The sequence below is a fragment of the Desulfovibrio piger ATCC 29098 genome (assembly GCF_000156375.1).
GTDB lineage: Bacteria > Desulfobacterota > Desulfovibrionia > Desulfovibrionales > Desulfovibrionaceae > Desulfovibrio > Desulfovibrio piger.
Genome location: NZ_DS996355.1, coordinates 42,523 through 61,857 on the forward strand (window position 1 = coordinate 42,523; position 19,335 = coordinate 61,857).

Consider the following 19,335-nt stretch of genomic DNA (forward strand, 5'->3'; position numbering starts at 1 on the left):
GGTGCGAGGAGGGGTGGTGGGTTAGCTGCCCTGTTCGGCTGCGGCGGCAGCAGCGGCAGCCGCAGCGGCCACGCCGTAGCCAAAATTGATGCGGCAGAGCACAGTGGCGTCATTGGCCTGGGCATCGGCCCAGGCCGTGCCCACGAACTGCGTCCCGGACGTCGTGGTCAGCGTGTTGTCACTGGCCAGGTACAGGGGGGCGCCCTGTTTGGGGGTCTCGCTGGCCTTTTTGGGCAGGGCAAAGACGCCCTCCACTTCGCAGGCCCCCTCGACATTCGCCGGGATATCGGTACTGGCCACGGCCACCATGCCGGTGAGCACGACCAGCTCACCGCCCAGCACGGCCTTGCTGGGAGTATGGTGGATACAGCGGCCCATGGAACGGGAGTTTTGCATGTTGTCCTCCTTTGCTATGCCGTGGCCTTGGCGAGAGTGATCCAGCGCAGGGCCTTGGCGCCCACGTCCATGCGGACCTTGGTCTCGAAGCCATCGGTGTCAAAATTGTCGCGGCTCTCGATGTAGGGAGCCTGCACGCCGCCCAAGAAGAAGACCTTGACCGTGGATCTGGCCGCGGCCAGATACCATGTGGTCGCCGCATCCAGATCCAGACGACGGTCATAGATGCGCCGGAAGAATTCACCGCCATAGGGATTATGGACCAGCGGCTGTGCCTGCGTGCCCACCACCGGCCCGCCGGTGATCTGCGTATTGAAGAACGACTCGCAGGTGGTCTTGAGGGCGATGGGCGCGATGAAGAAGCGGGGCTGGATGGTGACCACCCTGCCGAAGCTGTCCTGCTGCAGTTCCATGCCGGTGACCACAGCGCCCAGATTCTCGACCGTGGGCGCGCCGCCCTTGCCGGTGAACAGGTTGTGGTGGGCGCTGTCGAACAGGGGCTTGCCGTCCCCCATCTTGAGGGCCACATCGATCAGGGCAGCGTAGGCCACATCACCCACCAGAGCGGCGCAGGCTTCGCCGTACATTCGCGGCATGTCGGTAAGGGCGCCCAGATCGTCGTTGATGATGGCCTGACGGGAGATCACCAACTTGCGGCCGAAGGTCTCCACGCGGTATTCCTCGGCATTTTCAGCCAGACGGCCGTCGGTGTATTCGCCGTACTCGGGGATCTTCTTCAACTCCACGTCGCCTTCCAGGCCCAGGGCCTTGCCCGCCTTGAAGTCCGTGGCCGTGCCGGTCTCGCACCAGTCGCGCCAGGTCTCGGGGGCTTGCTCGTAGGCCTCCATGAGCGTGCGGCGGCTGGTCTCCACCAGCAGCTGGGGCATGTCCGTGGTGGTCAGGGCGCGGCCCACGATGGTGCGGATGTCACCACCGGCACGCTGTCCGGAGCGGATCACCATCTCGCGGGCGATCTCGCGCAGGGTCAGGCCCTGCAGTTCATCAGCACCGGGTGCGGGCTTTTCCAGCTTGGTGCCGCAGCGCAGCAGCAGGCTGTCCTGCACGGCAGCACGGAAAGATTCCTTTTCAGTGCGGCCCACGCTCACGACCTGGTAGCCGGGCCCGAAATTCTGGCGCTGTGCCACGATGTCCTCCACCTGTTTGCGGGCACGGCCAAGGCTCATGCCCGAGGAAACCAGTTTGTCTTCCTGATCCGGGGAGAGCTGGAAGCTCCGGGCCAGTTCCCGGATACCGCGGATGCGCTGGCGCTCCAGCTGCTGGCCAAAACGCTGACGCTGCCCCGGGGTAAGGCTGGCCATGAGCCTGGCCAGCACGGCGCTGCGGCAGGCGTTTTTGTCATCACCGCCCTCGCGCTGGGCATCTTCCGGCTGCTGGGGATCTTCACGGCCCTCCTGTTCGGCCTCGGCTTCGTCCAGCAGGGCGCCCAGGTCGTCTACCAGCTGATCCAGCTCGGCATCGTCGAGCTGTTCAGGCTCCACCGTGGTCCCGGAGCCATCCGTGACCACGGCCTGGCGGGGCTCTTCTTCAGGCGCAGGCTGTTCTTCAGGATCTTCACGCAGCCCCAGCAGGGCGCGCAGTCTGGCCGCGATCTTGCCGCGCTCATGCTGCCCGGATTCCTTGGACATGACTCTCTCCTTTTTGCCCTTCCGGGCAGGTTGCAGGTTGTTGATGGCGGAACGCATCTTGGCAAAGCTGTCCGCGCCGACGGGCACACAGGACAGCTCCAGGAGGCGCCACTGCGTGGTCACACGCAGCGGGCCTTCGTAGGTGACCCCTTCGATGACGGCCACCTCGCCCGCCCGGATGCGCTGATACGCGATCACGTCGTAGCCCACGGACACATCGGTGAGATGCCCCTCCACCACCTTGCGGAACGGGGCCTCGCCATCCGGGGTAGCCGAGAAGACGGCCCGGCCCACCAGCTGCGGGCCCTGCGGTCCGTCTTCCACTCGGATGTGGTCAAAGCTGCCCACGATGTCCCCGGCATGCTCGCGGCTGTGGCAGTCCAGCAGGGGCACCCGGCCGGACTCGGGTATCTGGCAGCCGCTCATGAGCAGGACCTCGCGGACGGGCTGCCATTCCTCAAAGTCAAATACGGTGACGGGTGCCTGGGTGGAGGCCACCACCTCCACGGATCGGGCTGATTCGTCCAGCGTCAGCGGGCGCCCATCGCCCAGAGGGGTTGCACGGGTGACAAACGACATGGGGATGCCTCCTATTTTTCGGCGCTCTCGACAGCGCCCAGCTTGGCGGGGTTATTGGCCAGCGAGGTACTCACGGCGCCGGTGGTGGCATTGATACCGTGCGCGGCACAGAGACGGGCCCAGGCGGCGCGCTGTTCCACCACTTCCTCGGGGTCGCGACCATCGCCAAGGATGACCATCTGGGGAGACAGGATGCCCGCGTTGATGCCGTCGATCTGCGCCTTGCCGTCGCGCAGGGGGTCCACGCTGGGCATGCCCGCGGGTATCCACATGGCCCGCTGATAGCGGCTTTTGTCCTGCCAGTAGCCGGGCAGGTAGTCCTGGGTCAGCGCCTCACAGTCCAGCCAGCGGCGGAACACGGGGCGGATGAGATGCTGCTCGGCCCGGAACTGGTGGGGCACCAGGAACATGGCAAAGTCGTTGCGGCTGGCCTTGCTGGTGGAATAGTTGATGGACGTGTAGTCGCCGGAAAGGATCTCGTAGGGCAGGTCCATGCAGATGGCGACCATGCGCAAGGTATGGCGCACGAAACGGTCGAAGCTGTCGCCCGGGCGCTGGCTGGGCGGCGCGAAATTTACCTGCTCGCCGTCATTGAGGTACTCGACGGTCATGTCCTCGAGGCTCTCCACCTCTTCGCGCAGCGCCCCGGAGAGGCCGCCCGGCGTACGGGTGAGCTGGGAGAACTGCGGATCGCCGCTGCTGACGAAGGCCAGCCACTTGGCGGCCATTTTTGCCGCGCCCAGCTCTGCCGTGGTGTAGTCGCCCATGTCCCTGGCCATGAGGATGGCCGGGGCAAAGGGGGTCACGCCGCGCAGCTGGCCGGGACGCAGGGTCTGGAAACCGTGCAGCACGTTGAAGGCAGGCTCGCGCCACGTCCGCAGCTGGCGCTCCCAGCCGAAGACGGTCTGGAAATGATAGGCCAAGGGCTCACCGGTCCAGATGTCGTACTCGATGCCCTGCCAGATATCGCTGTCCGGTTCCTGACCTTCGATGCGCCAGCTGGACAGGTTCTCCGGCTCGTAGATCTGCAGGCCCAGCAGACCGCGGCGCCTGTCCCGCGGGCGGGCAAAGCGCAGCAGGTACTCGCCGCACTCGCACTCCTGCCGCTTGCAGAGCTGCTGGATCTCGTAGAAGTGCAGGCGGCCAGCCACATCGGCATGCTCCATCCAGGCCCGGAAGCGATCCTCGATGCGTTTGCGGGTGGGTATGTCCGGACTCCCGTCGGGCAGGGTGGCCAGCGACTGGAAGCGGGCGCCGCTCCCCACGGTGAAGGCCACCATGGCATTGACGGCGCGGGCGAAGGGCGGGAAGTTGCGCACGAGGTCACGCACGCGGGCACGCATGCGTCCACTGTCCATGCCCAGCAGCTGGTTGAAATCCGCGTTGGCGGGCATCCAGTTGCCGATGCCCCGCGGACTGGCCGCTCCGCTGTAGCCGGAGCGAGCCTGCCGGGCCTGCCTGCCGATGCAGCTAAGGGGTGGCCGCCGGGCGGCCCTGCCGACAGGACGCATCATCCCCGCCCTCCGTTCCGAGCCACGCGCCGAGCCCGATAGGGCGCGATGCCGTCTTCCTTGTCCGCCTCGCGCTTGACCCAGTCCAGGAGGGAGCGGAAGTCGTCAAGGCTGCGATAGGAGAAACTGCGACCGGCGATGGAGTAACTGCCGAACTGGCGGAACGCAGGAGACTGCAGGTCCTCCCGCATCTTTTCGTAGAGATCTCTCCAGTATCCGGCCATAGCAAAACCCCCATGCAAAAACGGTCATCGCTTTTGCATGGGGGTAGCGTGAAAAAAATCCTTCGGGCAAGGATTGATGTTTTTTGACGTTTTTTGATGTTTTTTGATGTTTTTTTGATGTGCTGGCCTCAACCATCTCCATACTGCATTATTCATCTTCCTGCGATCTTGTTTCGACGCCAGCGATCAATGCTCTCACTGTCGCTCACCCATCCTCCACCGACCTTTGTGGCAGGAAATCCGTGATCACGGATATAGAGCTTCAGCGTATTCTCCGAGCATCCGATATACCCAGAAATCGCTTTGAGCCCACGAAGATGCTGCGTTTCATATGACACACGCAAAGCTGCACCACCAGAAGCATCGCCATCAGTTGTTACAAAAGCCATGTTTTCCTCCTGCATGTTTACCATCTGTGTTCCACAGCTTCTGGCTGCGGGCGTTTCTTTGCTCTAGGCCTCTGTATCGTGGTCTGCATCCGGGCCTGTGACTGCAGTTGCAGTATATAGTGCGGCAGGCTGGGCGTCCACGACGCATCCGCTGCAGCGGCAGACAGCACAAGGCAGTCCAGCAGGTGGTTGTCCTTGTGTTCCCGGACCCAGACAAGGTTCCCGTTCTTGCGCACCATGCGCTCTGCCGACAGCTGCGAAGCCAGCGTTTCATCAGCCCCGGCATGGAAGCGCAGGGGCTGGCGGCTGTCCTGGTTGAGCATGCGGCCCATGTCCGTGGTTTTGAAGGCGCCGCTGTCGATGAGGTAGAGCCGCAGGCCGCCGGGGATGGGGCGGCCATTGTGCGGCATGCGCTCACGGACGACCCAGCGTACCGGTGCGGCCTGCGGGCGGCTGGCGCCCTTGCAGGCATAAACCACGCCGCAGCCGTTGGCCCGCACCCACATGTAGACCTCCTCGGTACGGGTATAGACGCCTTCGGTCTCGGTACCGCCGGAGTCGATGCAGGCCCGCCAGATGGGCATGCGCTCGCCCACGTCGCTGCCGTCAGGCCCCTGCACCGGGTAGTAGGTGTCGAAGACCAGGGCCTGGACGTCATCCCAGCTGCCCAGGTAGCCGTAGTCGATGACATAGCTGGCCATGGTCGGCATCCACGCCCGGACAAGATACCAGAAGCCACGCTTTTGCACGTCGATGCCGCAGGTCAGGGCCACCGCGCCGTGAGGCACCGTGCGCGGCGGCAGGTGCGGATCACGGAGCTCCAGCAGACGGTCCACATCGGTCTGGAGTTCCACTGGCGACCACGGCATGCCCAGGTCGTCATTGTGGTACTGGCGCTGCTGGGCCGGGTCATCGCTCCCGGCCAGGATGCGCCGGGCCGCCAGATCCGAGAGGCTGACGAAACGGGACAGGACCGCGGGCAGGTGAAAGCCGATGCTGCGGGCATCGCTGATGTCCGGACCGGGTTCGAAGGCCGCCCCGGTCCAGACATAGGGGCGCCAGCGCCCGGAGGCCACAGCCAGGTCGCGGGCATGATCGCTCCAGAGGTACTGGCAATGCGGACAGCGGTACCGCGCCAGTTTGCGGGAGCGGATCAGGCGCGGGTCCGTCTCTCCGTCGGGGACCACGATCCGGTCCACGTCCATGAGGTGCTGATGACGGCAGGCAGGGCAGACCACCTCGTAGCACATGAGCTGGTCCACCTGTCTGGTGATGCCTGTCCAGATGGACGAGCTTTCGTCCCCCTTGGGCTGGCAGGCCCGGATGATCTTCGCGAAGTCGCCGTAGGAGCGCGTGCGGCCCTTGAAATCCTCCAGAGGGGAGGAGTCCCCGCTGCGGCTGTAGAGATCCTCTTCGTCCACGAACAGATCCTGCACTGTGATGGACGCGCGCTGGCTGGGGGATTCGGCCGTGGCCAGCTCGATGCTGGTGCCGTCCTTGAGCAGGATGTTCTCGCGCCGGTACTTGGCTACCATGCGCCGCAGCACGGGGCTGCCCTGGAGCATGGGCCGCAGTTTCTTCTCCACCACGCGGTCGCGGGACTCGCGGGTGGGCATGGCCAGCATCTTGATGCCCGGACGGTAGTCCATGGACCATCCCAGGCAGGCATAGAGCAGCAGCGTCTTGCCTACCTGCAGGGAACCGCAGACCACCACCTCGCGCACACCTGGACGTGAGTAGGCGTCCATGGGACCGCGCAGGAAGGGCGATACATCCAGCCGCAGCGGGCTGCCGCGGTAGATGCCGTCCTGCACGATCAGGTACTTGCCGGCCCATTGCGAGACGGTCAGCTTTTCACGCCTGGCAAATACCCGGCGTTCGGCCTCACAAAACCGGATCTTCACGCATCCTCCTCACCCGGCGCATCCGCATCCGCACCGTCGTCTTCTTCGTTGACCACAAACTCCCTCTCGCCGCTCCAGGCATCCATCCAGATCTCCGTGGTCTCCATCCACCACTGCACCAGCTCGCGCAGCCGGCCTTCATCGCCGCCCACCAGGTGGATCAGGGTGGCGCCATGCAGGTGGATGAAGTTGCGCACCTCGTTCCTGAAGAACAGGGCGCGGGCGCCCAGATCTCGCTCATGTTCAGCCCGGGGCATGAGCAGGCCCTGCTCCTTCTCCAGCTTCAGGCGCGCCCGCTCCGCCTGGTAGCGCTTGAGCTGCGCGTCTGCCGACAGGCGGCTGGTGGTGGCATCGGCCAGCTGCCGGTCCGCCACCTGACCGGCTGGCGTCAGATTGGCATTGGCATAGCCCAGCAGGGCGGTCTCATCGAACCAGCCTTCCGGGGTCCGGGGGACCTTGCGGGCCTTCACGTCCCGGTTGAACTGGCTCTTGCTGCACTTGTAGCCCGCGTCCTTCAGGTAGGCCACGGCATCCAGCTGCGTTTTATAGACGCGGATGGACGTCTGCCCCTGCCTCCGCGCCAGTTCACCTTCAAGCTCTTCTCGGGCACGTCTGAAGCCACCCACGTTCTCCGGAGTAGGATTGTCTTTCATACGCTTCTTCGCCTCTTCCTTGGCGCGAAGCAGGAACGGGAGGTCTGTCTCTGCAGACTGCCTGGCCAGACGCAGCAGATCATCATCAGGCATGATCACCTCCACGCTCGAGGGCCACCTCGACAAAGGGACGCACGCCATCTTCCAGCAACGCCTCACGTCCAGTGGCATCTTCCCAACGGCGGATGATCACATCCACAAAGCGTGGATCAAGCTCCATCGTCCGGCAGATACGGTCTTGACGCTCGCAGGCCATAAGCGTGGAGCCAGACCCCCCAAAGGGGTCCAGGATCATGCCGCCACGCTTACTGCTGTTGGTCAGCATCCGCTCGATGAGGGCCACCGGTTTCATCGTCGGGTGATGGCTATTGCGCTGGGGCTTTGGCTCGCAGAATACAGAGCCAGCCAGGACTTCCACATGCACATCCTTGCCGCTGATCCTTACGATGCGTTCACCATCCATGATGTGCCAGCAGGGGACGTCACCATCCTCACGTACCGCGGCCGGGAATGCGTCCTGCACGGTGGTCTGCTTGCGGTCGCCAAACCACACATGTGGCGCTCCAGGCCGCCAGCCATAGAGGATTGGCTCATGCTGCCAGTGGTAGTCAGCTCGCGAGAGCACCCCGGAGTTTTTTCTCCAGATCAAACAGCTGGCCAGCTTGAGGCCAGCCTGGATGAAGGCCTGGCGGAAAGTCACGCCCAGCACGCCAGCATCAGCGTGGGCCACATATACGGCCCCGCCCTTGCGCACACCGGTCACCATCTGGCGGAAGACGCGCTGCAGGAAAGCCGCGAAGTCCTGGTCGCTCATGGCGTCATTCTTGATCTTCCCGGCCTTCCCTTCATATGCCACGTTGTACGGCGGATCCGTCCAGACCATATCAGCCTCCATGCCCTGCATGAGAGCCGCGTAAGACTCCGGCAGGGTGGCGTCGCCACAGAGCAGACGGTGGCCGCCCAACAGCCACAGGTCTCCCGGACGGCTCACCGGTCGCGCAGGCGCTTCCGGGGCAGTATCCAGCACATCGTCGTCATCCAGGGCCGCAGCCTTCAAGAAGCGATCCAGCTCGCGCGGTTCGAAGCCGGTGATCTCCAGATCTACGTCCATAGCCCTCAGTTCAGCCAGTTCCTGGGACAGTTCCCCCTCGTTCCACTTCGCCCATGTTGCGGAGCGATTGACCAGCAAGCGGAACGCCCGGATCTGCGCGTCATCCATGTCGTCCACCAGCAGCACGGGCACACTGGCAAAGCTCAGCGCCCGAGCAGCCTTGAGACGCAGATGTCCATCCACCACCTCGCCGTCGGCCCGCACCAGCAAGGGGATACGGCATCCGAAGCGGCTCATGGCAGAGGCCATCCGCTCGACGCAGGCGTCGTTGTCACGCAAAGGACGCGCGCAGACACGCAGACGATCCACAGGCCAATACTCCAGTTTCAGCTTTTCCATCCGTCAGTTTCCTGTTAGGTTCAACGTGCATCTTAATTGCACGGGGTCGGATTGTCTGGCCGGATGAGCACACATCCGGTCCCCGGTGGAGTTACAGCTCCTTCCGGGGACCCCGCCTCTCACATCGCCCTGCCGTTCGGCGGGGCAAATTCCTTGTCGTACAGCGCTTGCCAGACCCACTGGCCGAAGCGCCGCAGCCAGCCCATGAGCCGGGCCTGATCTCGCTGGGGCCATCGCTCCTGCCCGTAGATCTCGTAGTCGCCGTCACTGGTGGGCCGGGCCTCCAGCCCCGCCCGGGCCAGTACCTGGAGGCTGTCGCGCGGGCCGATGGGGTGGGTCAGCCACTCCACACCGCCCCATGCCCCGGCAGCCGTCGCTTTTTTCTTCCCGCCCCCCTTGTCGTCCATCCGTCCAGCGCCCATGGTCTCACGGGCCTGCTTTTTTTCCGGGGCAGGGGCCACAGGGAGGGGGGCTGGTGCCTCCTGCACAGGCGCAGGCGCGAAAACAGGAGGCAGCCCGATGCGTATCCAGTCCGCCAGATTCCAGCCTTCCCGGAATGCGTCCCCGGGGTCTTTGCCCTTGGGGACCGGCCAGCGGCGGGCCGTGCGGTAGGTCCTTGCCCAGAAGGGCATGCCCTTGGCCCCGGCCCGCTGTCCCTTCTCGTCCGGCTGGTCGAAGTCCAGCGCCACGAGGATGCAGAGGGCACGGCGCAGCACGGCATGGGCTGCCGCATCCGGACGCCCCATGTTGGTCCCGGCAGCGAAGGCCCCCACGTCCAGCCCGGCGTCCATGGCCGCCGCCACGCAGGCCATGGCGTCCAGCTCCGCCTCCACCACCACGAAAGCCCGGGCCTCGGGCCGCAGCAGCAGCGGGCGCATGCTGGAGCCCGGCACCACCACGTACTTCATCTCCGCCCCGAAGCGTTCCCGGGCCTCATCCGTGCGCCGGATGCGCAGGCGCCGCACCGCGCCGTCTTCGGTCAGGGCGGGGACTACCAGCCCCGCAGGTATCCAGAGGGACTTCTTTCGGCCGCGGGCATTGGTCTCCGGCGGCAGGCCCCAGGCGCCGCGATCCCGGTGGTAGCAGTCCTTGCCGTTCTCTCCAGGGAGCCAGCCCAGGCGGAAGCGTTCCACCGCATCGGGGAAGATCCCGCGCATGGCCAGCCACATCATGCGATCTTCGTCAGCCAGCAGCTTGGCATGGGCATAGTCCAGCAGCTTGGCGGCGTGCTCCTGCCAGACCGGGCCGGGATCGGCAGGCGTGGGGGAAGGCTCCCACGGGCGCTCCTCCTTGTCGGCCCTGGGCATGATGCTGGTGGGGGCCGCCGCCCGTTCAACGCCCAGACGGCGGCAGGCTTCGGTGTAGCTCAGGCCCTCGAACTCACGCAGGAACTGGATGCTGTCGCCCCCCTTGTCGCACTGGCGGCAGTACCATGTCCCGCCTTCGCCCTGGGCAGGCCAGAAGCGGAAGCGGTCCTTCCCGCCACAGGCTGGGCAGGGACAAGCCCATTCGCCGCCGTGGGTCCCGGCCACCTTGACGGCCTTCAGGCCGCGATCCTGGATGAGGCTTTCAATCATCTCCAAAGTCCTGCTAAGGTCTTGCATGGTCATGGTATGCAAGATGCTGTTTTTACATCTATTTTTTTAATTCAGGAGTATGTGACCATTACGCTGTAAATTCATGATGAAAAAGCGCTGGCGCGCATACAGGGGAAAATAGCAGTCGAAAGGTCACATACTCCTACAGCCGAAGAATCTGCTTTGATGCCAAGCAGTTAGGTCAAGGACGGTCAAAAAAAGCCGCCCGCGATGGGCCTGCAATGGTCCTGCTACTCTTCCTGGTCCAGCTCCAGCTGGGCGTGCGGAGAGACGCTTACTCCAAAATAGTAGTAGGTGCCCCCCTTCCGCTCGCGCTGGAAGCGCTCCAGCATCATCTTGCCGAAGGCCTTCTGAGAAATGGTCTTTTTGGCGGACACGTTGCGCTTGAACCACGCGCAGAAGGCATCGTAGAGGTCTGAAGCCTTGGACCGGATCTCGGGCTGTCCTTCCTGCTGCAGGTCGCAGCATTCGTCCACGAAGTCGGCCAGCAGATCCTCGTCGCGCCGGTACTCCGAGGTGGCCTCGCGCACCTTGGCCGGAGGCGCGATGCCCACGCGCTGCCACTCCAGACAGCCGCGTACCAGCCATGCCGCTATGCCCGGCAGCTCCTGCAGCAAGCGGTCCTTCAGCCCCTTGTCCATGGGGCGCTCGTTCTCGTTCTGCGGCTTGCGATCCACAAAGGACAGGGGGAAGTCCACCAGCAGCAGGCGCTCCCAGAAGGCAAAGTCGCTGGCCGGAGCATGGGGCTTGTGGTTGGTCAGCAGGGCCAGCAGGTGGGTGGGCGCGAAACTGACGTTGCGCTTGTCGTGCGGATAGCGGCCCGTCAGGGTCTCGCCGCCGCTGAACCACTTCACGCGGGCCGGGCTGAATCGCTGGCCCTCGTCAGTCTCCGAGGCAAAAGCGATACGCAGACCGCGCAGGGACATGATGTCCGGGCTGGGCCCGGCGGCACTGCGGTTCTTGCCCTGGTCGAGCAGCATCTCGGACTGCACCGGTCCGGCCAGAGCCGTGGTGGCGTTCTGTCCACCGAGCACGGTCTGGATCACCTCGGTCATGATGCCCTTGCCGTTGCGGCCACGCCCGAGCAGCACCAGGAAGATGTGCTCGCGGGCCAGACCGGTGACGCCATACCCGAAGACGCGCTGGAGGAAGGCGGCCATCTCCGGGTCATCACCCATGATCTCGGTGACGAAGTGCTCCCAGTGAGGGCAAGGGGCATCGATGCCCTGCCACTCCACCGGGCTGCTTTTCACCAGCCAGTCGTCCGGGCGGCCCGGGCGTATCTCCCCCGTGCGCAGGTCCACAACGCCATTCGCCATGGGCAGCGACCATGGGTCTCGGTCGATCTCATCACCGGCGATGGCCAGCGGGCTCTCCAGGTTGGTCTTGGCAAATTCGAGACAGCGCTTGCGCCCGGTCTCGGTTCGCAAGCGGGCAGCCCGGGCCTTCATCTTCTCGGCCTTGGCCTTGAGACGTCCAGCCGACTCCTTGTCGCCGTCGCGCTCGGCATCCTTAGCCAGCCGGTCAAAGTGAGCCCCGGTGGTGTAGTAGGCCTGAGCCACATGCTCCACATCCGCCCGGGCCCGGTGTCCCTTCTCGATGAGATCCACAGACCAGTGGTGCCCGGACCACCAGATCCACTCGTCTGCCTGGCCCACATAGGCATGGCGGCCCTTGAAAAGGTAGGAGAACAGGAGACCGTCGCCCAGCTCGTTGGCATAGAGGCAGCGTTCCACAAAGTCCGGCTTCGGTATGGGGAGGCCATGCTTGTCCAGCTTGGGGCCGTCGTTGGAGGGCTGGCCTTGCTGTTCTTCGGCGATGCGTTCCTGCACCTGCTGCAGCATTTCCTGGTCGGTCATTGGATCACCTCGGTGGCGTTGTTATCGGTCAAAGGGCGTGCGTGGAGACGGGGAGCCGCCGACGCTACAGCGCCGGAGAATCTTCCCGGATTCCCACGGAAAATTTCCAAAAAAATCCCGCGATTCTTGGGAGTCGCCAGCCCCGCATGAGAGGGGGGCCGGAAAAGGACCCGGAGCCGCCGCAGCAGCGAACAATGCCGCAGGACCATGCTGGTCAGCTTTTGGGGCAGGGGGGAGAGGGGGGACGGGGGAAGGCGCTCCCCCTGGGCGGGCTGCGCCCGCAAAAGGTCGCGCCCGCATGCTCCTATGGACGGGGCGCCTCCTGTGATCACAGAGGGCACCTCGCGGCAGAGAGCTGCGGGCGCACAAAAAGATGCCGACCAAAGATGCAGGGCAAAGCCACTGCACATGGGTGACAGGTGGGTGACAGATTCACCAAAATGGGCGGGAAACAAAAAAGAGGATACGGGCGTGGCGCACGTATCCTCTTGATTTTGTTGTGGTGCGCCCGGCAGGAATCGAACCTGCGGCCTACTGCTTAGGAGGCAATCGCTCTATCCGACTGAGCTACGAGCGCGCGTCGTATCTTGTAAGGCAGTCTGACGCGGGCTGTCAAGTTGAAGCTGGCGGGCGGAAGGTCCTGTATTTCCGGGGCTGAAGGCAGGCTGTTTTGCGCCGCCAAGCAGAAAGAATCCTTTACAGAATCCTGCCGTGTGGCGTGCGATCGGTTCAGGATCGCTTATGCGGCAGGTGCAGCATGGGGCCAAGTGCGATGCCCATGGCACCCAGCACCACGACGACGGCCCCCAGCAGGCTGAGCAGGCCCAGATGCTCCAGGAGGAAGACCTGGGGCAAGGCCATGGAGCCCAGGGCTTCCAGCCCCATCGTGAACAGCGGCGTGGTGGTGACCACAGCGCTGACCTTGGCGGCATGCCAGTTCTTCATGGCCGTGGAAAAAGCGCCGTAAGCGACGATGGTATTGATGCAGGCAAAGATCAGGCAGCCCGTCTGCAACGAATCCAGCTCAAGGAAGGCCGAAGGGGTGGAGAGCGGCGTCAGGGCCAGGGCTCCGGCAAGATAGATGAAGCGCATGATGCGCCCGGGCGAGATTGTGCGCAGCAGGACTTTTTGGGCGATGCCGTAGCTGGCCCAGACCACTGCGGCCATGATCCCCAGCGCCATGCCGATGAGCATGTCACCGTTGGCCAGCTCCAGCAGCCGGGTATTGAAGAACAGCAGAAGACCGCCAAGCAGGACGATGACGCTGCCCCCCTGGATGGAGAGGAAGGGCTCGCGCAGGACGAACACGCTGCCCAGCAGCAGGAGGACGGGGCCCGCCTGTGCCAGGATCTGGCAGGCAGAGGCGCTGAGATAGCCTACTGACGAGTTGAAGAACACGAAGTTGCAGCTCAGGCCCGCAGCGGCCAGGACCAGCAGGATCTTTTCCCGGCGGCCCAGCGGCGTGCTGTTGCCGGGATGACGGCAGGAAAGGCCCCAGGTCCAGAGAGCAGCCACCCAGAAGCGCAGGCAGACGATGGAAAGCGCGTCTACCGTGGAAAGCAGGTGTTTGAGGGCCAGCGGCAGGGCCCCCCAGAATAAAGCCGTGAGCAAGGCCAGCATCAACCCGGTAGCGTTGGAACCCGGCATGGTCATCCTCCATTGAGCGTTACGGAGGGCACCCTACAGCTTTGGCATGGGCTTGTCATGCGGAAATGGAGGAGGGGATGCGGGAGACTGCGCGAAAGGATGGGTGGGGACCACGGGCATCCGGTGCGATCCAGCTCCCGCAGACATTACGTTCCAAACAGGGCGGAGTTTTGCAGCAAATCCCTGAAAAGACGCATGGCAGGCGTGCTTTCCCTGTTTTTATGCCAGACGCAGATGGCCTGGACCAGGCGGCCGGACATGCGTGCCGGCAGTTCGATCAGGCTTCCGGCAGCCAGTTCCTTCTCCACGGCAAACGTCGGCAGGAAGGAGACGCCCAGGTTGGCGGCCACGGTCTTTTTGATGGATTCGATGCTCCAAAGCTCTATGGTGTTGCGGAACAGGATGTCCCTGGCGCGGAGGTGGGCTTCCATGCGTTCCCGATAGATGCTGCGGGGCTCGTTGATGATGAAGCTGGTCTCTTTCCTCTGGTGGGGCATATCGAAATCCCGGAGCCCGGGAGCGAGCAGGGGCGAGGCGACGATGATCCCCTTTGCCTGGCCGAGCGGCAGTACTTCCAGCGTGCGTGGATGGCCGCCCACATCATAATAGACCCCCAGATCATACTGGCCGGAGAGGATGCCTTCCCTGATGTCGTGGCAGTTGAGGCTGTGCAGCTGGATCTTTACGGCCGGAGCCCGCTCCACGAAATCGCCGAGCAGGGCATGGAGCTTGTAGGAGAGCAGGGATTCCGCAACGGCCACACGCAGCTCCCCGCGCAGGGACGCAGGATCGCTGCATGCCGAGATGGCCTGCATGGAATGCAGGATGGCTTCCATGTGCGGCAGGATGTTCTTGCCGGCAGGGGTAAAGACCATGCGTCGCCCAAAGCGTTCGAACAGTCGCACGGAAAGCTCGTTTTCGAGCTGGCGTACCTGAAAGGTCACTGTGGACTGGGAGCAGTTGAGCCGCTGTGCGGCCTTCTGGAAGCTGCCTTCTTCCAGGATGGCCTTGATGACGACGATGCTGCGCGTGTCCATGCTCCCCTCCGTGATATATCGAAATAATAGAATTCCTACTGCAAATATATTTGCTTTTTTGCATCATGTCATCAGCGTACCCTGCAGGGATGTCGCGTGGCCCGGCACAGGATCAGCCGCAGCCGCGACGGCCATCCCAAAACGATATGGAGGGGCGCATGCCTGCATCGGTACTTTCGGCTTTTTTCGTCTTTACCTTCATCACGGCCATCACGCCCGGCCCCAACAACATCCTGGCCCTGACGACGGGCAGCCGGGCAGGAGTCAGGGGCAGCATCCCCGTGCTTGCCGGGATCTGCGGTGGCTTTTTGGCGGTCATGGCCATTTGCGGTGTGCTTTCTTTTTCGTTTTCCGTGCTGTCCGCCTCGTTCCTGCAGGTGATGCGCTATGTGGGGAGCGCCTATCTGCTCTGGCTGGCATGGAAGACAGCCATGCCGAAAGCAGGAGACAGTCATGGCGGACATGCCGGTGCGGGCTTCCTGACCGGATTCGTGCTCCAGTTCGTCAACGTCAAGATCATGGTCTACGGTATGACGGCCTATTCCGCGTTCATCCTGCCGTATCACGATTCTGTAGCGGCGCTTTTTGCCGGTATGTTTTTCCTGACTATGATGGGCAGCCTGGGGACTGTCGTGTGGGCCGTGGCCGGGGCCAGGTTGCAAGGCCTCTTCCGGCGGCATGCCCGCATGACGAACTGGCTGCTGGGCGCGATGCTTGTCGGTTGTGCCTTGTCCCTGCTGGATCAGTGATGCCTGCGGATGCGCCCGCAAAAGCCGGGTAGGCAGCCGGTAAGATGTCGTCCATATCATGCTCAAAAAGCATGGATAGCTATTTGATATAGGTATTTTACCAGATAAGTCCTTTTCTGCTATCCCTTTTGGAACGACAGGCGGTCGTCGGCAGCCTTGCGGCGGCCAGCCTGATTTTCGTCATGAGGGGAGAATGAGCCATGATGTCTCTGGATACGTTGCTGGAACACCTGGATGCGGGACAGCCGCTGGTCACAGGTACGGATGCTTTTGACTGCATGCACGCCTATTCGTACGAAGCCATGCGCCTGACCGCGGAACTGAACAATGCCTTCCATACGCCTGAAGAGATCCGGGAGATCATGAGGCGGATAACGGGACGTCCGATAGATGAGACGTTCCGTTTGTTCCCGCCATTCTATACCGACTTCGGCAAAAATATCCGTATCGGGCGCCGTGTCTTCATCAATGCCTGTTGCTGCTTTCAGGATCAGGGCGGGATCAGCATCGGCGACGGGACGCTCATCGGCCATCGGGTGACCCTGGCCACCATCAATCACGGTCTGCCGTCGGACCAGCGCCATGTCCACAATATCGCGCCCATCGTCATCGGCAAGGATGTCTGGATCGGTTCCGGCGCCATCCTCCTGCCGGGAGTGCATGTGGGCGATGGTGCCGTGGTGGCGGCCGGATCTGTCGTCCGTGAGGACGTTCCGCCCCGTACCATCGTGGCCGGGGTCCCGGCCAGGATCATCAAACCTGTGGAGCAGGGCGCGTAGGCCCATCGTACCGTTGCGCGCAGGACGTCGCCATGCGGGCCGTCCCGCCGGATCATGACACCGGCCCAAAGCCGGACAGGGGAAAAAGACTATGCAGTATGCGACGCATTACGAAGAAGGAAAAAAAGTTTCGTTCAAAAAGTTCGATCTGAAACTGGCGGGCCTGCTGTTCCTGCCCGATGGTTTTGATGCGGACGGCAAATACCCGGCGGTGGTGGTCACCCATCCCGGCGGCGGCGTGAAGGAACAGTGTTCTTCCCTTTACGCCTGGCATCTGGCCCGGGCCGGCTATGTGGCCCTGGCATTCGATGCTTCCCATCAGGGCGAGAGCGAAGGCCTGCCCCGCTGTCTGGAGGATCCCTTCTCGCGCGTGGAGGACATCCGCTCGGCTGTGGATTACCTCGTCACCCTGCCGTACGTCGATGAAGAGCGGATCGGGGCCATGGGCGTCTGCGCTGGGGGCGGCTATACCATGAGCGCCATCCAGACCGATGTGCGCATCAAGGCGGCGGCCGGGATCAGCACCTGGGACGTGGGCGACAGCGCCAGGAACGGTTTCCCCGGTGTAGAGATCGAGAATTTCATGCAGAAGCTGCTGCAGGAAGTGGCCCGCGCCAGGACGGCGGTTGCCCGGGGAGAAGAGGCTCCCTGCTGGAAGTATGTCCCGGACGGCCCGGACGAGATCGACGAGCATACGTCCGTGATCCAGCGGGAAGCCTACGAATATTACAGGACGCCGCGCTGCAGTTATTCGACGTCCGTCAACCGCTACCTTGTTTCCAGCAATGACAAGCTGGCGGCCTTCGATGCCTTTGCCTATCTGGATACGGTATCGCCCCGTCCTCTGCTGTTCATCGTGGGCAGCCGGGCGGATACGCTCTACTTCACGGAAGATGCCTACCGGAGGGCCAGGGAGCCCAAGAAGATCCATGTGGTGGAAGGGGCCAGCCACGTGGACCTGTACGACAAGCCGGAATACGTCACCCAGGTGGTGGCGGCCCTGAAGGACTTCTTCGGCAAGGCGCTGTAGGCACATCCAGTCTCTTGCTGCCGGTGCTGCCCTTGTGGGGCTGCCTCCTCCGGCAGCAAGGACCAGGCGGGGGACTGACCGTATCCGCCCCTTCCTGTGGGCTGTCTGCAGGATGGCATGAGGCCCGCGTTTGGGAGATGTCCAGGTCTCCGTGCTGCGGGGAGAGCCGCAGGGACAAAGTAAATGCAGCCCGGCCTCTTGATACCAGGGGGCCGGGCTTTGGCGTCATGCGCTGGAGAAGCTGCATCGGCGCTGCGGGCAGACCGTCCCGGCATGTCCTGGAGAGGACAACAGGCTGGCCGGGCTTGCTTTCCCGGCGGAAAAGCGTTTGACAGGCCCGGGCGAGCGTGGAATGGAATCATGTCCATGAACGCCGTCGTCATATCGCTGTTTCTTGGTGGACTGGCTCTGTGCATCGTCACGGGCGCATCTTTGCTGTGGGCTTTGGCCTTCGGTCTGCTGTGCTTTACCGGGCACGCTTTCCGTCTGGGTTTTCGGCCCCGCGAGATAGCTGGCCTGTGCGGCAGGGGCGTGCGGACCATCGGCAACATCCTGAAGATCTTCGTCCTCATCGGCATGCTGACAGCAGTCTGGCGTTCGGCCGGGACCATCCCCTACATCATCCACCATTGCCTGCCGTGGGTGGATCCTGCCCATTTTCATCTATGGGTCTTCCTGCTGTGCAGCCTGCTGAGCCTGTTGCTGGGGACCTCGTTCGGCACGGCCAGTACCCTGGGCGTCGTCTTCATGCTGCTGGCGCGCACGGCCGGGCTCGATCCGCTCATGACGGCCGGGGCGGTCATGAGCGGTATCTATGTGGGGGACCGCAGCTCGCCCATGTCGTCCAGCGCGGCTCTGGTCTGCGCCCTGACGGGGACGTCCATCTATGACAACGTGCGGCTCATGTGGCGTACGTCTCTGTTGCCCTTCTTTCTGGTCTGCCTGGTCTACGTCCTGTTGCCGTCGGCCCGGGCGGAGACCCTGCCGCATGTGGACGGCCTGTTTGCCGACGGCTTGGTGCTGGATGCCCGGGCCCTGCTGCCGGCCGTCTTCATGCTGGTCCCTTTGCTGTTGCGGTGGGATGTCAAAAAGATCATGGCATGCAGCATCCTTGCCGGATGCGTGGTCTCTCTGACGGTCCAGCAGATGTCACCGGCGGCCCTGCTGCGCTGCCTGGCGTACGGATATGAGCCTCCGGCGGGCATGGAGATGCTGTCAGGGGGCGGCCTGCTCTCCATGGTGCAGGTGGCGGGCATCGTCCTGCTGACCTCGGCCTACGCGGGCCTTCTGGAGGCCACGGGCCTGTTGGACGGGCTTTCTGCGCTTTGCAGGCGGTTGTCCTTGCGGCTGGGGGCCTTTCGGACCACGGTGCTGGCGGGCCTGCCCGTGGCTGCCGTAAGCTGCAACCAGACGCTCGGCATCATGCTGACCAGGCAGCTGTGCGCGCCGCTCTGGCAGGACAGGAAGGATATGGTCCTGCCGCTGGAAAACGGCATCGTCCTGCTGGCGGCCATCATCCCCTGGAGCATCGCAGGGAGCGTCCCCTGTGCCATCATGGGCGTGGGGCCGGAATGCCTGCCCTATGCTTTTTATCTGTATATGGTGCCATTAACGGACATGCTGCTGCGGCGCCGCTGAGGCGGTATGTCCGGCGGCTGACGGGCCGGTAAGGGAAGAGCAGGAGACTTTCAGCCTTTCCTGCATGTTGTTTCTGCCGTGCCGCATACGGTTCCAGCCCTTGGCAGGCCAGTTTTTTGGGACAAACAGTCTGTATGTAAAAGCCCCGACCTTCCCTCATCTGAGGAAGCGTCGGGGCTTTTTTATCAATGATTTTTGGAGTGCCCGAACAGGGGGCCTGCCGGCTTTTGGCTTTTTGTGTCCGAG

Annotated in this window: 16 protein-coding genes and 1 tRNA gene; 4 read left to right on the plus strand and 13 right to left on the minus strand. The window is 63.5% G+C overall.

Annotation, left to right across the window (positions count from 1 at the left end; genetic code table 11):
- Positions 1 to 21 precede the first annotated feature (21 nt).
- The 13 genes from DESPIG_RS03560 to DESPIG_RS03615 form a co-directional block, all read right to left on the minus strand.
- Positions 22 to 396: a DUF2190 family protein gene (locus DESPIG_RS03560; RefSeq protein WP_050760253.1), complete on the minus strand. Its 375-nt coding sequence runs from the start codon at positions 394 to 396 to the stop codon at positions 22 to 24.
- A 14-nt stretch (positions 397 to 410) separates the two neighbouring features.
- Positions 411 to 2,621, minus strand: coding sequence for a phage major capsid protein (locus DESPIG_RS12730; protein ID WP_006005149.1), 2,211 nt, complete (start codon positions 2,619 to 2,621; stop codon positions 411 to 413).
- Between the two features lie 11 nt (positions 2,622 to 2,632).
- Positions 2,633 to 4,135 (minus strand): phage portal protein, encoded by a 1,503-nt coding sequence (locus DESPIG_RS03570; protein ID WP_006005150.1) that lies wholly within the window; start codon positions 4,133 to 4,135, stop codon positions 2,633 to 2,635.
- A complete protein-coding gene (locus DESPIG_RS03575) occupies positions 4,132 to 4,356 on the minus strand; it encodes a hypothetical protein (RefSeq protein ID WP_006005152.1) in 225 nt (74 codons plus the stop codon). The genes DESPIG_RS03570 and DESPIG_RS03575 overlap by 4 nt, the downstream gene beginning before the upstream one ends.
- A gap of 152 nt (positions 4,357 to 4,508) precedes the next feature.
- Positions 4,509 to 4,745, minus strand: coding sequence for a helix-turn-helix domain-containing protein (locus DESPIG_RS13595; RefSeq protein ID WP_147589059.1), 237 nt, complete (start codon positions 4,743 to 4,745; stop codon positions 4,509 to 4,511).
- A 17-nt stretch (positions 4,746 to 4,762) separates the two neighbouring features.
- A complete protein-coding gene (locus tag DESPIG_RS03580) occupies positions 4,763 to 6,649 on the minus strand; it encodes a terminase gpA endonuclease subunit (protein WP_006005154.1) in 1,887 nt (628 codons plus the stop codon).
- Entirely contained in the window at positions 6,646 to 7,395 is a 750-nt protein-coding gene (locus DESPIG_RS03585; protein ID WP_006005156.1) for a hypothetical protein, read from the minus strand. The genes DESPIG_RS03580 and DESPIG_RS03585 overlap by 4 nt, the downstream gene beginning before the upstream one ends.
- Positions 7,388 to 8,752, minus strand: coding sequence for a DNA methyltransferase (locus tag DESPIG_RS03590; protein ID WP_006005159.1), 1,365 nt, complete (start codon positions 8,750 to 8,752; stop codon positions 7,388 to 7,390). The genes DESPIG_RS03585 and DESPIG_RS03590 overlap by 8 nt, the downstream gene beginning before the upstream one ends.
- Before the next feature lie 119 nt (positions 8,753 to 8,871).
- The gene (locus DESPIG_RS03595) at positions 8,872 to 10,329 is read right to left on the minus strand and encodes a primase-helicase zinc-binding domain-containing protein (protein ID WP_050760254.1); all 1,458 of its coding nucleotides are present in this window, start codon (positions 10,327 to 10,329) and stop codon (positions 8,872 to 8,874) included.
- Positions 10,330 to 10,580: 251 nt separating this feature from the next.
- The gene (locus DESPIG_RS03600) at positions 10,581 to 12,209 is read right to left on the minus strand and encodes a DNA primase family protein (RefSeq protein WP_006005163.1); all 1,629 of its coding nucleotides are present in this window, start codon (positions 12,207 to 12,209) and stop codon (positions 10,581 to 10,583) included.
- Between the two features lie 500 nt (positions 12,210 to 12,709).
- Positions 12,710 to 12,786: transfer RNA gene (locus DESPIG_RS03605), tRNA-Arg, on the minus strand.
- Positions 12,787 to 12,938: 152 nt separating this feature from the next.
- Positions 12,939 to 13,856, minus strand: coding sequence for a DMT family transporter (locus tag DESPIG_RS03610; RefSeq protein WP_050760255.1), 918 nt, complete (start codon positions 13,854 to 13,856; stop codon positions 12,939 to 12,941).
- Positions 13,857 to 14,002: 146 nt separating this feature from the next.
- Positions 14,003 to 14,893 (minus strand): LysR family transcriptional regulator, encoded by an 891-nt coding sequence (locus DESPIG_RS03615; RefSeq protein ID WP_006005168.1) that lies wholly within the window; start codon positions 14,891 to 14,893, stop codon positions 14,003 to 14,005.
- Positions 14,894 to 15,051: 158 nt separating this feature from the next.
- On the opposite strand from DESPIG_RS03615, the gene DESPIG_RS03620 reads away from it, so the two are divergent.
- The 4 genes from DESPIG_RS03620 to DESPIG_RS03635 all read left to right on the plus strand — a co-directional run bounded on the left by DESPIG_RS03620 (position 15,052) and on the right by DESPIG_RS03635 (position 19,089).
- Positions 15,052 to 15,642 (plus strand): LysE family transporter, encoded by a 591-nt coding sequence (locus tag DESPIG_RS03620; protein ID WP_040369241.1) that lies wholly within the window; start codon positions 15,052 to 15,054, stop codon positions 15,640 to 15,642.
- 200 nt (positions 15,643 to 15,842) lie between these two features.
- The gene (locus tag DESPIG_RS03625) at positions 15,843 to 16,421 is read left to right on the plus strand and encodes a DapH/DapD/GlmU-related protein (protein ID WP_006005172.1); all 579 of its coding nucleotides are present in this window, start codon (positions 15,843 to 15,845) and stop codon (positions 16,419 to 16,421) included.
- Between the two features lie 91 nt (positions 16,422 to 16,512).
- Positions 16,513 to 17,451, plus strand: coding sequence for an alpha/beta hydrolase (locus tag DESPIG_RS03630; protein WP_006005173.1), 939 nt, complete (start codon positions 16,513 to 16,515; stop codon positions 17,449 to 17,451).
- Between the two features lie 360 nt (positions 17,452 to 17,811).
- On the plus strand, positions 17,812 to 19,089 hold the full coding sequence (locus DESPIG_RS03635) for a Na+/H+ antiporter NhaC family protein (protein WP_006005175.1): 1,278 nt from the start codon (positions 17,812 to 17,814) through the stop codon (positions 19,087 to 19,089).
- Positions 19,090 to 19,335: the final 246 nt, after the last annotated feature.